The sequence below is a fragment of the Psychrobacter sp. H26 genome (assembly GCF_059073035.1).
Genome location: NZ_JCACRW010000001.1, coordinates 1105746 through 1121967, shown reverse-complemented (window position 1 = coordinate 1121967; position 16222 = coordinate 1105746). Strand labels below are relative to the sequence as shown.

The window sequence follows — 16222 nt, the reverse complement described above, 5'->3', positions numbered from 1 at the left end:
ATAATTATAAGATGTAAGTATAAATTGATGCTTTATAAAGGATAGTTTTCCCTATTTTAAATATCATTGTTTTTAGTAAGGTTTTATGGCGTAACTGTCTTGAAATAATTGTATATATACCTTATATAAATGACAGATAACAGAGGGCACTAGCGTCTAAAATGACCTCTGATAATACGAATTATAAAAGGATATACATATGAGATTTGAGAAATTTACTCAAAAACTGCAATCGGCAATTCAAGAAGCACAAAGCCTAGCGTTAGGTCGTGATCATACGGGTATCGATCCTGTGCATTTGCTTGGCGTACTACTGCAAGATGAATCTAACTTATCTATTTGCCAACAAGCGGGTGCTTCTGTACCCGCGTTAAAAAATGGCGTTGCCAAAGCATTAGACAATCAGGCGACTATTGCGGAACCAACAGGAGATGTTAATCTAAACCCAAACTCGGTTAAAATCTTGAACTTGGCAGATCGTCAGGCTCAAAAAGAAGGCGATGATTTCATTGCTACTGAATGGGTGATGTTGGCACTCGCTGAGCAAGGCGAAACCAAAAAGATATTTGAAAGTGCCGGCGTAACGGCTAGCAAACTAAAAGCGGTCATTGAGCAGCTACGCGGTGATGATACGGTCAATAACCAAAACGCAGAAGATCAGCGCGATGCACTCAATAAGTATACGATCAATCTGACTGAACAAGCAGAGCTTGGCAAGTTGGATCCAGTGATTGGCCGCGATGAAGAGATACGCCGTACCATCCAAGTACTGTCGCGCCGTACCAAAAATAACCCAGTGCTCATCGGTGAGCCGGGCGTTGGTAAAACCGCCATCGTCGAAGGCTTGGCACAAAAAATCATTAATGGTGACGTACCAGAGGGTCTGCGCCGCAAAGAAGTGCTGTCGTTAGATTTAGGAGCGCTCATTGCAGGGGCAAAATTCCGCGGTGAATTCGAAGAGCGACTCAAAAGCGTATTGAGCGACTTGGCAAAGCAAGAAGGTAACGTCATCTTATTTATCGATGAGCTGCATACCATGGTTGGAGCGGGCAAAAGCGACGGCGCGATGGATGCAGGTAATATGCTAAAGCCAGCACTAGCACGCGGTGAGCTACATTGTGTTGGAGCCACGACGTTAGATGAATATCGCAAGTACATCGAAAAAGATGCGGCACTTGAGCGTCGTTTCCAAAAGGTTCTAGTCGATGAGCCAACGGTCGAAGATACCATCGCGATATTACGGGGTCTAAAAGAGCGTTACGAGCTGCATCATGGCGTCGATATTCAAGACAGTGCCATTATCGCGGCGGCACGTATGAGTCATCGCTATATTACGGATCGCAAGCTACCTGATAAAGCGATTGATTTAATTGATGAGGCGGCCAGTCGCTTGCGTATGGAAATGGATAGCAAGCCTGAATCATTAGGCAAACTTGATAGCCGCCTGATTCAGCTAAAAATGCAGCGCGAAGTGCTCAAAAATGAGGAAGATGCTGGCGCGCAAGCCGAGCGCAAAGTGCTCGATGCCCAAATCGCAGAGCTAGAAAAAGAATATGCCGATCTTAATGAAGTGTGGCAGGCAGAGAAGGCGCTGGTCAAAGGCAGTCAACAGCTCAAAGACGAGTTGGATAAGGCTCGTATTGCCTATGATAAGGCTAGCCGCGAAGGTGACTACGAGACCATGAGTAAGCTGCAATACGAGACCATTCCGCAGCTTGAGCGCCGTATCCATGAGTCCGACTTGGCTGAGCAAAAAGAGCAGACAGGTGAAGGTAGCGGTGTCAAATTACTACGGAATAAGGTAACAGACAACGAAATCGCAGAAGTCGTGGCAGCGGCAACGGGCATTCCAGTCAGCAAAATGATGCAAGGTGAGCGTGATAAGATGATAGCCATGGAAGAAAAGCTCCATGAGCGTGTCATCGGTCAGAACGAAGCGGTCGAAGCCGTTGCAAACGCGGTACGTCGTAGCCGTGCAGGCTTGTCTGACCCCAATCGCCCTTCTGGTTCGTTCTTGTTCTTGGGACCTACAGGTGTTGGTAAAACTGAGCTCACCAAATCACTGGCAAACTTCCTATTTGATTCTGAGGATGCGATCGTACGTATCGATATGAGTGAATATATGGAAAAACACAGCGTCAGTCGCCTAGTTGGTGCGCCTCCAGGTTATGTCGGTTACGAAGAGGGCGGTACATTGACGGAAGCGGTACGCCGTAAGCCGTATAGCGTCATACTCTTCGATGAAGTGGAGAAAGCCCATCCCGATGTGTTTAATATCTTACTGCAAGTATTGGACGATGGTCGCTTGACTGACTCACAAGGACGGGTGATAGACTTCAAAAACACCGTTATTATCATGACCAGTAACTTAGGGTCGCATAAGATTCAAGAGATGGTAGGTGAGAGCTATGACGATATCAAGGCAGAAGTGATGGATTCGGTTGGGCAGCATTTCCGTCCAGAGTTCGTCAACCGTATTGATGAAATTGTAGTCTTCCATCCGCTTGGTATGTCGCAGATGGCAGGTATTGCCGACATTCAATTAGATCGCTTGCGTCAGCGTATCCAAGAGCGTGAGATGGATATTGAGCTGTCGGCAGATGCCATGAATAAGCTCGTGGCAGTCGGTTACGATCCTGTTTATGGTGCGCGTCCACTCAAGCGTGCCATTCAACAAGAGATCGAAAACCCATTGTCATTGAAACTATTAGCAGGTGATTTTGTCGCTGGTGACATTATCAAAGTCGATGTGGGTGCCGATGACAAATTAACTTTTGATAAGCTAAGAATGAGCTAACCACTTTATCGTTAATGTCTGTTTGACCTTACTATATACGCTAAATCAACCCCTTATCTACAATCGTAGGTAAGGGGTTTTTCGTTTAGACAATTATTTTACGCTACGATTCTTTTACGTTTTAAATCTCTCTTAACTATCAGGACTGTGCTATAAATAAATGACTAGCAATATAAGTGCAAACCGAATAAAGAGGAAAAACAATGACAACTCATATCGAGCGTATTAATAAACCTTTAGCATTGCCACTAGTAATCGCAGCTTTACTGTTCAGCACTGCAGCTTGCTCTAACTCTTCAACAGTAAACACCAGCAACAAAGTGACAGAGTATAAAGAAGTGCAAGTGCCTAAAGCGGATATGCAGGTAAGCGATGCTCAGGTCAGTCTAGAAAAGCCTGAGTTTACAACAAAGTCAGTGGCCACCTTTGATGAGCCTTGGGCCATGACCGCACTACCCAGTACCACCAACAAATCGCCACAGCTACTGGTCACCCAAAAAACAGGCGAGTTATTCATTGTGGATACCGCAACAGGTAGCAAAACAAAGGTCGGAGGCGTACCTGAAGTTGCTTATGGTGGGCAAGGTGGGTTAGGAGACATTATACTAGCACCAGATTTTGCGACTTCTAATGCGGTGTATTTGAGCTACGCAGAAGCGGGGATGGGAAGCGAGAGCAATACATTTGGCGCAAAAGTTATCAAGGCGACGCTCGCAGGACTAGGTACTAACGCACCCATGCTGCAATCCATCACGCCCATTTGGGAGCAGTTTCCAAAAGTGACAGGACAAGGGCATTACAGTCATCGATTGCTATTTTCACCAGATGGACGCTATCTATATATCAGCTCAGGCGAACGCCAAGACAAAGAACCAGCACAAGATATGAGTATGAATTTGGGTAAAATCATTAGGCTTTATGCTGATGGTTCTGTACCAAAGGACAATCCATTTGTCAGTGACAGCAATGATATTGCCTCTCAGTTCTGGACAATGGGCAATCGCAATGTGCTCGGCATCAGATTCGATGAAAATGGCAGGCTTTGGGCTAACGAGATGGGACCAAAGGGTGGTGATGAATTTAATCTGATTGAAAAAGGGAAGAATTACGGCTGGCCTATTGTCTCAAATGGTCGCAATTATTCAGGGACACCAATCCCAGACCATGATACTCGTCCTGAGTTCGAGATGCCTAAAATCACATGGACGCCTGTTATCTCACCATCTTCACTAAGTCTATATACCGCAGGTAGCCATAATGACTTCCCAGCATTGCAAGGTGATTTCCTAATCAGTGGTTTGTCCTCAAAAGCGCTCATCGTAGTGAGTGTCGATGAAGATAATAGTGCTACTGAGCGTTATCGTTATGATATGGGCGAGCGTATTCGTAGCGTGATGGCAGTCGATGGACAAGTGTGGGCGCTGGAGGATGGTGATGGCGGGCAATTACTCAGATTAATGCCGAAATAGTCACTGAACCAGATGGCTTATTATCATGATTTTATGTAGTTATTCTAAAATAAGCATAAAATCATTTAGGATAAACGAGAGGCTTTATCAAGTTTTATTTTGTAATTGATTGATAGTTAAAGCCTATTTTGTTAAGGTAATATTCCTTGAATTTTGAGACTTGCACATGGAAGAAGTAAAAGTAGGTAGATTAGGGCCTTTTCCACGGGTGAGCAAACCTGTGTTTATTACATCGTCACTGTTGATTGTTGGATTTATTATTTTCGGTGCGCTTTTCACCGAAACAGCAGGGGCTGTCTTTAGTTTTTTACAGAACTTTATTACTGATAAGTTCGGTTGGCTATTTATTATATTGGTCAACGTCGCGCTTATACTTTGTATTTACTTGGCGATGAGTCGTTATGGTGACATTAGGCTTGGTAACCAAACGGAGCGACCACAGTACAATCTGTTTTCTTGGATTGGTATGTTGTTCTCCGCAGGTATTGGTATTGGCCTAGTATATTGGGGTACAGCGGAGCCGCTATATCACTTTATGGCACCGCCACTGGGTGAGGCTGAGACAGTAGAAGCAGCCAAGCAAGCGATGAATATCTCGTTTATGCATTGGGGACTACATGCTTGGGCGATCTATACAATCGTAGCGCTATCGTTGGCATATTTCCATTTCCGCCGCGGTCTACCGTTATCGATTCGCTCTACTTTATATCCTTTACTGGGTAAAAGAATTTATGGCCGATGGGGTCACACTGTTGATATCTTGGCCGTGTTCGGTACGATGTTTGGTGTGGTTACCTCACTTGGACTTGGCGTCATGCAGATCAACTCTGGACTAGAAAAGCTATTTGGTACGCCAAATAGTCTGACAGTACAGTTTGGTCTGATCGCTTTCATCACAGCGCTAGCAGCGGCTTCCGTCATGATGGGACTGGACAAAGGTATCAAGCGCCTTAGTGACATCAACATCGGTTTTACAGTTGTATTGCTCGCGTTTATGGTCATTTTAGGACCAACGCTCTTTATCTTCGATAGCTTCATCGAAAACATCGGTAATTATCTGACTGCGATTGTACCACTAGGTACATGGGGTGAGTCTTACAGTGAAACCGATTGGCAGAGCGGCTGGACAGTATTCTACTGGGCATGGTGGGTTAGCTGGGCACCATTCGTTGGTATCTTTATCGCCCGTATTTCTCGTGGTCGTACCATTCGTGAATTTACGCTTGGGGTATTGTTAATCCCAATGCTTATCTTGTTCTTCTGGTTTACGACTTTTGGCGGCGTTGCTATTCACATGGAACTTGCTTCTGCTGTGACAGGTATTAGCCCAGGGTTGGTTGAAGCGGTACAAGCAGACAGTGGTAGTGCCATCTTCAAATTGGTTGAGTACTATCCGTTGGCAAAACCTATCACGCTATTAATTGTGGTTATGATCATGCTATGGTTTGTGACGTCATCGGATTCGGCCAGTTTTGTTATCGATATGCTGACGGCTGGTGGTGATACCAATCCACCAAAAATCCAGCGCTTGTTTTGGGCAACGACAGAAGGCATTATTGCTGCTATATTGTTAGCAGCTGGTGGACTTTCTGCCCTACAGGCGGCGGCTATTGTCGCAGGCTTACCGTTTGCTCTAGTGATATTTGTCATTATGTATGCGCTATTGCGCGGACTTAGCCGAGATCGTTTGATTTTGTACCGTGCGCAGCAGCGATTTATCACAGATGAGTCAGCAGATCATAACTCTGCTAACGAGTTCGTCGATGAGCATTTACTAAAAGGTCCACCTAAGATCGTAAAAGGTGACTAAGCACTAAAGTTGTTATTCAGTTTGTTCAAAGAAGCCCCAATTTAATAAATTGGGGCTTCTTTATTGGACTCTATAAATGAGGACTATTTAGAATAAATGAACGTTAGTCAAAACAGCTGTCAAAGTGTCGATACCATACCTATACATTAGCGACTGTTTTTTGAGTGTTATATTTGATAATTGGCTCATACCTTGGTATGGTTACGCACTTTTTTTTGGGGAATACCTATGGATCATGTAAAAGTTGGCCGAGTAGGCCCTTTTCCGCGGGTAAGCAAACCTGTATTTTTGACGTCAGCAATATTGATACTTGCTTTTATTATCTTTGGCGCGTTATTCAACGAGCAAGCAGAAATAGTATTTAATCAAGCAAAAGCATTTGTTTCTTTGCGCTTTGGCTGGTTCTTTATTGTCGTGGTCAATTTAACATTGGCCATGAGTATTTATATGATATTTAGCCGCTACGGCGATATCAGGCTTGGTCATCAAAATGAGAGACCTGCGTACAATCTTGTTTCTTGGGTTGGTATGCTGTTTTCGGCAGGTATTGGTATTGGCCTGCTCTATTGGGGTACCGCTGAGCCACTGTATCACTTTATGGCGCCACCATTAGGAGAACCAGAAACTGTTACTGCAGCAAAACAAGCGATGAACATCTCGTTCCTTCATTACTGTTTTCATGTATGGGGGCTTTATGGCATGGTCGCGCTATCACTGGCATATTTCCATTACCGGGTAGGCTTACCACTGGCGATACGCTCGACACTATATCCAATGTTGGGTAAAAAGATCTACGGTGGTTGGGGTCATACGGTAGATACACTAGCAGTATTCGGTACGATGTTTGGGGTGGTCACGACGTTAGGTCTTGGTGTCCTACAGATCAATTCAGGTCTTGAGACCTTATTTGGTATTCCTAATAGTATTACGGTGCAGATTATCTTGATAGGTATTATCACGATGCTAGCAGGGTTGTCTCTGTTTGTAGGACTTGATAAAGGTATCAAACGCCTAAGTGATATTAATATATTATTCACTATTATATTACTGAGTTTTGTGATTATTTTTGGGCCCACTCAATTTATTTTTAATAGTCTAATAGAGAATATTGGTAATTATTTGCATCAAATTGTGCCGTTAGGTCTTTGGACAGAGTCTTATAAGGGCGAAGAAAACTGGCAGTCCTCTTGGACGATATTTTATTGGGCATGGTGGATCAGCTGGTCACCATTCGTTGGGGTGTTTATTGCCCGTATCTCTCGAGGACGCACCATTCGTGAGTTCATATTAGGAGTGCTGTTCATTCCTGTTACGATTTTATTTTTATGGTTTACTGCGTTTGGTGGTTCTGCAGTAAATATGGAACTTATGGCAGCAGCAGATCCCAGTATTGCTAGTCCAGGACTTATCGAGGCGGTACAAGCAGATACAGGTAGTGCTATCTTTAAGTTGATGGAGTCTTATCCGCTAACGGGCGCGGTCAATTTGCTTATCGTAATAATGATTGTATTGTGGTTTGTCACGTCATCAGATTCAGCCAGTTTCGTTATCGATATGTTGACATCAGGTGGCGATACCAACCCGCCAAAAATCCAGCGTTTATTTTGGGCAGGCTCTGAAGGCGTTATCGCTGCAGTATTATTAGCAGCAGGTGGACTGAGTGCACTACAAGCCGCCTCTATTGTCTCAGGTTTCCCGTTCGCTATTGTGATCGTCGTGATGATGTATTCTTTATTACGTGGCCTGAGCCGAGATCGTTTGATACTGTATCGCAATCAGCAGTGGTTCACTACCGAAGAGTCAGCAGAGCACAACTCTGCCAATGAGTTCCGTGATGAAGAGTTGTTAAAAGGACCACCAGCCATTGAAAAAGAAGTTTAATTCTTAAATCGAATGTTTTAATGTTAATGGTGCCATTAGTCTTCGCCGCCATAAAAATACCCAGCTTATGACAGTTGGGTATTTTTATGTGTGCTTGAGTAGATGTTGCTACTAATAATGCCCTAATGGTTAATGACACTCGCCTTCTGTATAACCGATGGCTTCAGGTAGGTTGCATGCTGAACAGGCATTGCCCGCAGTACGGTAGTTTATCACTGAACCGGTTTGAGTTTTCACGCAGACAGGCTCATATTGCATGGTGCATATGGTGTTGTTAGAGGGAGAAGCTGGGCACTGGGTAAGCGTATCTGCGATATTGTCCGTGCCTGACTGAATAGGGTTGACGCTATCAGGAGTATAGCTACAACCTGTTAGTATTAGTACCGATGTAAGAGCGAGGGACAAAATAAGCCATGATGACTTAAACGGGTTAACGAATGCTAAGAGTGGTAATTGAGGTAGGTTATGTTGCATGAGGCTAATTCCTTGTTTATGTCGTCCAATAGCGTCCTGTTATCGCCTATGAGCTATATAGTGAGACTGCTAAATCATATAATAGCCAATCTATAGCTGTCTACTCAATAATCTTTCACAAAAAACCCAAGCCTAATGAGCTTGGGTTTTTATTTGATAAAGATGGTTACTGCCATGCTTAGATATAAGTTCCTAAGAGGATAAGACCTACTTATTCAGTTGGCTTATCATCTTGGTTTAGCTGCACATACTTATCGAAGTTTTGCGCATAATCTGTCAAGTTGTCGCTTAGCATCTGGCGATACTGTTTAACATAAAACTCAACAATATCGTCTTTTTCTTTGGCAAAATCATCGCCTTTAACAAAGCCAATAGAAGCAACTGATGCGCTATAGCGAGCAGCTGCATACAACAGAGAAGCGCCTACCTGTCCTGAATGAGCATCAGGACCTAACTGACTGTTTGCGATGCCGATAATGGCGTCAGCACGCTGATAAAACGCCTGCATTTCAGGAGTGATTTCGACATTGCTGTCTTGAGTGTTGCCATCTTGAATATTGTCCTGAGGCATAAGCTGCTCCTAGTAATAAGTGTCGGTAATTTTTAGTATATAAAATGGGTTGTAAAGACTCTAAGGCAGTGACGCTTATAATCCAGCGTCAGTTTTTAAGATGTCAGCTTTGTCTGTTTTTTCCCACGTAAAGGCAGTCTCTGAGCCTTGACGACCAAAATGACCAAAGGTAGACGTTTGCTGATACATGGGTTGTAGTAAGTTCAACATACGAGTGATGCCATATGGGCGCAAGTCAAAATGGGTACGAATCAGGCGGATGATCTCATCGTTGCTGATTTTATTCGTCCCAAAAGTATTGACTGAGATAGAGGTTGGCTCAGCCACACCAATGGCGTAACTGACCTGTATCTCACAACGATCAGCAAGACCCGCGGCGACGATGTTCTTCGCCACATAACGTACTGCGTAAGCGGCGCTGCGATCTACTTTTGAGGGATCTTTACCACTGAATGCACCGCCACCATGACGTGCCATACCGCCGTATGTATCAACAATGATCTTACGTCCAGTTAGACCAGCATCACCCACAGGACCACCGATGACAAATTTGCCTGTTGGATTGATATGATAGCGTGTACCAGCATGTAACAGATCAGCTGGTAATACCTGCTTGATAATAGACTCCATCACCGCTTCTTGTAGATCTGATTGCGAGATACTTGGGTCATGCTGTGTCGATAGAACGACTGCATCGATAGCGACAGGACGATTGCCATCGTATTTTAGAGTGACCTGTGCTTTGGCATCGGGGCGCAACCACGGTAGATCGCCTGCACGGCGCAGCTCAGACTGACGCTCCATCAGACGGTGAGCATATTCGATAGGGGCGGGCATCAATACGTCCGTTTCATTACTGGCATAACCGAACATTAAGCCCTGATCGCCTGCACCTTGCTCTTCAGGATCGCTACGATCGACACCTTGAGCGATCTCAGGAGACTGCTTGCCCAGCATGTTGATGACGGCACAAGTCTCGCCATCAAACCCTAAATCTGAATGATGATAGCCAATACCATTAACCGTATCACGAACCAGACGCTCTAAATCGATGTTTGCTGTTGTGGTGATTTCGCCAGCAAGGATGACCGCGCCTGTTTTTACTAAAGTTTCGCAAGCTACGCGGGCATGTAGGTCTTCACGTAAGATAGCATCGAGGATAGCGTCTGATATTTGGTCAGCCATTTTATCAGGATGACCTTCGCTCACAGATTCTGAGGTAAATAAGTTGTATTCACGCATAATGGGGTCGCTTAATTGCAGGGACTGTAGTCGACAAACTCAGTCATTATTAAATGTATAGAAAAATGAAAGACGAAAACGAATCAAAAAATTAGCATATTTTACCGTGTATCGAGGTAAAACTCTAGCAATGTATGGTGTTGTGAGGTAACTGGTGATGGATTAAGGGCGGTAAAAGTCATCAATGTCGCTATTTTCTTGCCAACGAAATTCAGTATGTTGCGCCACTTGGTAGGCTTTCTCGACGCCATGTCTATCAGCGATAAAACCAAGTGCCATATCCATGCCTGCGCTAACCCCTGATGAGGTATAAAACTTACCATCAATGACTCAGCGTGCTTGCTTGATCCAATTCACTTGATCCGACTGACAAGTCACCCATTGCCATGCCATTTTATTAGAGGTTGCTCGCTTGCCATTTAACACGCCGCTTTTTGCTAACAAGGCGCTACCAGTACAGACGCTCAGTACCCAATCAGCCTCATCAGTGAGAGTTGTTAGCGTTTGCAAAAAGGATGAATCGTAGACTAGCTGGCGTGTACCAAACCCGCCTGGTACCAAAACAATATCCGTCTGACAGGCTAATTCGCTGACAGCGACTGTTTGCATAGGTACGTTATGCTTACTGCGGATGATGCCACCAGCCATTGAGGCAAATTGGATACGATAATGCTCAGGCAAGCTCCCAAACATCTCAACGGGTCCGAATAAATCCAAGGTCTCAAAATCATCGAACACTAGCGCGGTAATCGTACGCATGTGGCACCCTTATTTGAAAGTATCTCTTATAAAGTACAGCTATCGTATTATGGCAGCTTGTCACACCATATCATGACATGTCATCACACCATCAATACTTTATCGGTCCATAAAAGTAAAACACAGTGATCAAACGGCAAACAATCAATGGTCATTATAGTTCTAAAAATTTAGCTTTGTCTTTGAACATGCACTCCTCATAGACAGGGCAAGCACCGCATTTGGGTGTGCGTGCTTGACAGGTATAACGCCCGTGTAAAATAAGATAATGATGGGCGTCAACTATGAAGTCATCGGGTATACGTTCAACCAGCTTATTTTCGACGATTAGCACGTTTTTACCAGTAGCAAGACCGGTACGATTACCCACCCGAAAAATATGCGTATCAACCGCCATAGTAGGTTGACCAAAAGCGGTGTTCAACACCACATTGGCGGTTTTACGTCCAACGCCGGCTAGTGATTCTAAATCTTTGCGATTATCAGGGACGGTGCTATTGAATTTCTCAATCAAATCGCGGCAGGTTTTGATGACGTTTTTGGCCTTGGCATTATATAAACCAATATTTTTGATATAAGATTTGACACCCTCTTCACCTAGCGCGAGTATCGCCTCAGGTGTATTTGCCACAGGATATAGTTGCTGAGTGGCAATATTAACGCTCACATCGGTAGCCTGTGCGGATAAAATGACCGCAATCAGCAGCTCAAAGTTGCTTTTATAATGCAGTTCAGTGACGGGCTCATCGATGGCCGCTTCTAACTTTTCGAAGAATGGACGCACATCGCGGTTGGGCATTCGCCGTGAAGGTGGGGTATCAGCTGTCTTATGTTTGACCGTTTTACTCATGGTGTTATGGCTATTATCTAATGAAGTGAGTATGCAAAATTATATGATAGTGAGACCAATTATATTGCTTATTAAGGTATCAATCACGTAATCATAGGGCTACTTGCAGTGAGTCGAGTTCTGCTTGTAGCGCCTCAAGCTCTACTTGCTTTTTGTCATTAGCACGGACGCTAAGCTGTTTCTCTAACTTTTTGATTTTGGTACGTAGTTTGGCAGCTGCAATGGTGTTTTTTGCTTGTGCTTCGCTGATGTTTAGAGACTGGCTCGCTGCATTATTCAGTTTGGCTTCGACCATACTGACCACAGGTCTGCTATTGCTGGTATCAGCCAGTTGCTCTGTCACACGTTTGAGATGCGTGTGGTAGCGCTGTCTCAAATCTTCTTGTTCGGCCAGTCTTTCAGGTGCAGATACTTCGCGATCAATAGTGACCAAATCGATGCAGTCGACAGGGCAGGGCGCGATACACAGCTCGCAGCCCGTACACAAATCGGTAAAGATCGTATGCATGTGTTTGCCCGTACCGACAATAGCGTCGACTGGGCACGCTGGGATACACTTGGTGCAGCCAATACAGTCGTCCTCACGGATGACCGCACGAACCTCTGTTGGACGACCAGATTTCATATCTATCGGCCACTGTGAGGGCGCAGCGCTCAGGGTATGGCTCTGAGTGTCTATCCCAATCGTCTGAGCGATCGCATCAGTCACTGGCTGACCACCAGGCACGCATTTGTTGTACGCCTCTCCCTCCAATACGATAGCAGCTGCATACGGCAGGCATCCGTCTGGATGCTCACAAAGTCCGCATTGTGTTTGCGGTAGACAAGCATCCACGCGTGCAATTTTTGTCTGTATCTCAGCGGGCAGGGTATCGATATGTAGTGATTTAAACAAAATCGGTAAGTCTGTCAAACGTGTCTGCTCAGCATTTTTAGTGACACGTGATGCTGCTTGTGGATAGTCGTCGGTCTGAGACATGGTATTACTGGCCTTAATGTCAGTCATTGTCAGTAGTGTCACTGATAGGGATCAATATGTAGATAAGTAGTGACTTGCCGGATGTGCTATAGATATATCACAGGTCTAACTAGCAGCATCATACGTTTAATAGCTAACCAGTCTATCTATACGGTTTATCTGCACAATCTATAATAATCGCTCTTGTCTTGCGCCGCAAAAGATTAACATATTTGCAGTCGTAAAACATCATGATCAAATACCAAAATAGCAACATTAAAAAGACAGCATTATCAAAAAAACAGCACTGCCTTAAAGCCACAGTATCCTCAAAAATTATAAGCCCAAACCTAACGATTACGACTTAGTGCCATCGGCTCAAACCTAATAATACTAGTAGGTATTACAAAACGAGTGTTTGCGTAGCACTTATTTGCCAAAACGTTTGAGGATAAAATCAATTAATAAATGCATACGATGAGGCATGTTATCACGGTCACGATAGAGCATCTGGCAGCCTCTTGGCTGATTATTCCATTCAGGCAGTACCCATTGCAAACTGCCTGAGTTGATCAAAGGATTTGCATCATAATCAGGAATAAAGCCTAGACCGATACCATCAGCAATAGCTCCAGTCAATAGGCTGATATTATCAACCCTTAGACGTACATCGTTCATGGGCTGGTATGTGTGTACTTCTCCAGTCATACGATGTTGTAGATGCCAAGTCGACATAGGCGTGCACAGTACCGTAGGATGCTTCGCCAAATCGCTAGGCACTTGGATATCAGATACATCGATATTGCTAGCGGCACAAATCATAAAACGAATATGGGTCAACTGTCGTCCAATCCAGTGATCGGCACTATGCTCACCAATACGAAAAGCAATATCAATTGCCTGCGCATCAATATCAATGGTTTGATTGGACAAACGTAAATCTAAGTTGATATCTGGATATTGCTTCAAAAAGGCGTTGAAATGCGGCGCTAAAATATCACTACCAAAATTGACAGGGGCACTGATTCTGATAGTGCCTTTGGCTTGGTCTTTATCTTGTAGCAAGCAAGATGCGACATTTTCTAGCTCGTCAAAGAGATGAGCACTGCTTTTATAATACAGCTGTCCGGCATGGGTTAGCTGGACACGATGTGCATCACGATTGAGCAATCTCAGTCCCAGATCGGTCTCTAATTTGGCAATGCGGCGGCTCAAGGTGGATAGTGGCATATCAAGCATCACTGAGGCTTGGCGAAAGCTACCATAGCGTACAACCGCACAAAAGCTGCGCATATCGTCAAGGGAGTAGTTAAATTTCATATTCGGAATCTATGCTCTCGTTATTGCTTGTTTATACCGTATTTAAAATATATACACTGGTGCTTATCTTTTCGCAAGTTTTTTGGAAGTCATATGAGCCGTTCAGCGAATACCACCGCCGTATTGTGTTTGCTACTGTGCACTTTCTTTTGGGGTGCAAGTTTTCCCGTTGGCAAACACGCTTTGAATGAGGTCGATGCCTTGACTTTGGTCGTGTGGCGTTTCGGTATTGCCTCGGTATGTCTGTACCTCTATGCAAAATACAAGCACATGCCACTGCCAACGCTCACACCAAAACAATGGGCATGGGCGATTGGCGTCTCTATCATCGGTGTTGGCGGCTTAAACTTGGGGCTATTCACAGGCTTGGCGCAGACCAATGCCAACAACGGCGCCTTGATTATGGCGCTGAGTCCGTTGGTTACTTCTTTGATTGGTTCTGTGGCGCAGCGCCAGTTCCCTACGAGAGGCGCATTGTTTAGTTTGGTGGTCTGTCTCTCTGGGGTACTACTGGTACTGACCGATGGCGCATTTACCAAACTATTAGGGTTTGAGTTCAATCATGGTGATCAAATTATCTTTTTGGGCATGCTGTGCTGGAGTCTATATACCTATCTGACCCAAGGTATCAGTCGCTGGATGCCAATGATTCCTTATACTTTGGTTGGTATGTTATCAGGGCTTGGGGTGATCTCACTTATGGTATTGTTTAGCGCAGATGTGCACCCTATACAAGAGAGCCTAGCGATCAGTCGCAGTGTCTTTGGTGACCTGATGTTCATTGGTATCTTTGGTACGGTTGGTGGTTATCTACTATGGATTTCTGGTGTTAAGCAAGTAGGCGCTACCAATGCCTCTTTATTTTTCAATTTTGTACCCGTATTTGCCGCGCTCACCGCGTTTGCTTATGGTCAGCAAGTGACTGCTTTGCAATTGTTAGGCATGGCGATTGTGATTGCAGGATTGTTGATACCTAGACTGGTAGAATGGCAGTATCAGCGTGTGGGCTTGCGCAATGCATGAGCCACTACAGAACTCTCAATATAATGCAGCATCACGCTGATATCAGCGCATTCTAATCTAATAGTAAGACGCCTTGCTCGGTAGCAATTTGATCGATCAAATCTCGAGCGATGCTACCTTTTGGCGGGATTCTAGGTAGATTAGATAGATCAAAAAAGTCAGCATGTGATAACTCTTCTTCTTGAATGATGATATCACCATCGGCATAAGACGCGCGAAACCCTAGCATTAAGTTAGAGGGAAACGGCCATGGTTGACTGCTCACATAGCGGATGTCTGAAACGCTAATATGCACCTCTTCTGCCACTTCGCGGACGACTGCATGCTCTAGACTCTCTCCAACTTCTACGAATCCTGCGATCAAACCATACATGGGTGGCAGTTTTTGCTGTCCATGGCGATGGTGATGAGCCAATAGGATTTGTAGCTCGCCGGTCACTGGGTTTGGGCGAGTAATGGCAGTAATGACGCACGGCTGTACGCGAGGATACTGGCGCAGCCTACATACAGGGCAAACCATAGCACGTTCGCCTTGGTTGGCATGCACCGTAGGGCTAGCACAGCGACTACAAAATCGTGTATCTGCTTGCCAGCCCAATAATTGTATGGCTTGGCTAATCTGATCTGACAAAGCAACTGGCAAATGAGTCATCAGCTGGCGATAAGGGACAAATACACTATCACTGCTTTCAGCGATGATAGGCAGCGTTACGCCGTGCGCGACTGCATAATTATAAGTCATGGCAGTGGTTGCTTGGGCAGTAAAAGTTTGAGCGTCTTCGTTATCAGCAGTACTATTGGACAGCCAATGATGCGGCGACAGGCTTTCGTGTAGCGTGACATGACCAACCTGATAACCAGGCTCATCTGAGTTATTGCGACTTGAGGGCAGTTCAATTTGCCACGGCCACCAGCCATCTGGCATTTGACGACATAGAACAGTGTCGCCACTCAGTACAAAAGCATGTGCCATAAAGTTTTCCAAACAGTTTGAGATAAACCTGCATCGGCTTAGATACAGACTTATTTAAAGTAAATGATCTTATCGATGATAGTTAAGATAAATGT

At 44.7% G+C, this 16222-nt stretch carries 12 protein-coding genes and 1 pseudogene; 5 read left to right on the top strand and 8 right to left on the bottom strand.

Going from position 1 to position 16222, the window contains the following annotated elements; genetic code table 11:
- The first annotated feature begins 199 nt into the window (after positions 1–199).
- The 4 genes from clpB to AC5JPT_RS04540 all read left to right on the top strand — a co-directional run bounded on the left by clpB (position 200) and on the right by AC5JPT_RS04540 (position 7957).
- Positions 200–2797, top strand: coding sequence for an ATP-dependent chaperone ClpB (gene clpB / locus AC5JPT_RS04555; protein WP_493857274.1), 2598 nt, complete (start codon positions 200–202; stop codon positions 2795–2797).
- Between the two features lie 203 nt (positions 2798–3000).
- Positions 3001–4266, top strand: a complete 1266-nt coding sequence (locus tag AC5JPT_RS04550; protein ID WP_493857273.1) for a PQQ-dependent sugar dehydrogenase — start codon at positions 3001–3003, stop codon at positions 4264–4266.
- Between the two features lie 166 nt (positions 4267–4432).
- A complete protein-coding gene (locus AC5JPT_RS04545) occupies positions 4433–6076 on the top strand; it encodes a BCCT family transporter (protein ID WP_319050486.1) in 1644 nt (547 codons plus the stop codon).
- Positions 6077–6304: 228 nt separating this feature from the next.
- Positions 6305–7957: a BCCT family transporter gene (locus AC5JPT_RS04540; RefSeq protein ID WP_493857272.1), complete on the top strand. Its 1653-nt coding sequence runs from the start codon at positions 6305–6307 to the stop codon at positions 7955–7957.
- A 129-nt stretch (positions 7958–8086) separates the two neighbouring features.
- Here AC5JPT_RS04540 and AC5JPT_RS04535 read toward each other — a convergent pair whose 3' ends face one another.
- The 7 genes and pseudogenes from AC5JPT_RS04535 to AC5JPT_RS04505 all read right to left on the bottom strand — a co-directional run bounded on the left by AC5JPT_RS04535 (position 8087) and on the right by AC5JPT_RS04505 (position 14131).
- Entirely contained in the window at positions 8087–8431 is a 345-nt protein-coding gene (locus AC5JPT_RS04535) for a hypothetical protein (protein WP_493857271.1), read from the bottom strand.
- 211 nt (positions 8432–8642) lie between these two features.
- Entirely contained in the window at positions 8643–9002 is a 360-nt protein-coding gene (locus AC5JPT_RS04530) for a DUF3144 domain-containing protein (protein ID WP_493857270.1), read from the bottom strand.
- Between the two features lie 75 nt (positions 9003–9077).
- A complete protein-coding gene (metK, locus tag AC5JPT_RS04525; protein WP_493857269.1) occupies positions 9078–10244 on the bottom strand; it encodes a methionine adenosyltransferase in 1167 nt (388 codons plus the stop codon).
- Between the two features lie 162 nt (positions 10245–10406).
- Positions 10407–11003, bottom strand: a pseudogene (locus AC5JPT_RS04520) (DJ-1/PfpI family protein).
- Positions 11004–11157: 154 nt separating this feature from the next.
- Positions 11158–11853 carry an endonuclease III gene (nth, locus tag AC5JPT_RS04515; protein WP_493857268.1) on the bottom strand — a complete coding sequence of 232 codons (696 nt, stop codon included), beginning with the start codon at positions 11851–11853 and terminating at the stop codon, positions 11158–11160.
- A gap of 91 nt (positions 11854–11944) precedes the next feature.
- A complete protein-coding gene (locus AC5JPT_RS04510; RefSeq protein WP_493857267.1) occupies positions 11945–12832 on the bottom strand; it encodes an RnfABCDGE type electron transport complex subunit B in 888 nt (295 codons plus the stop codon).
- Between the two features lie 408 nt (positions 12833–13240).
- Positions 13241–14131, bottom strand: a complete 891-nt coding sequence (locus tag AC5JPT_RS04505) for a LysR family transcriptional regulator (protein ID WP_493857266.1) — start codon at positions 14129–14131, stop codon at positions 13241–13243.
- 93 nt (positions 14132–14224) lie between these two features.
- On the opposite strand from AC5JPT_RS04505, the gene AC5JPT_RS04500 reads away from it, so the two are divergent.
- Positions 14225–15154: a DMT family transporter gene (locus AC5JPT_RS04500; RefSeq protein WP_493857265.1), complete on the top strand. Its 930-nt coding sequence runs from the start codon at positions 14225–14227 to the stop codon at positions 15152–15154.
- A 52-nt stretch (positions 15155–15206) separates the two neighbouring features.
- Here the strand turns inward: AC5JPT_RS04500 and nudC are convergent, their stop codons facing one another.
- Positions 15207–16127 carry an NAD(+) diphosphatase gene (gene nudC, locus AC5JPT_RS04495; RefSeq protein ID WP_493857264.1) on the bottom strand — a complete coding sequence of 307 codons (921 nt, stop codon included), beginning with the start codon at positions 16125–16127 and terminating at the stop codon, positions 15207–15209.
- Between the last annotated feature and the right edge of the window lie 95 nt (positions 16128–16222).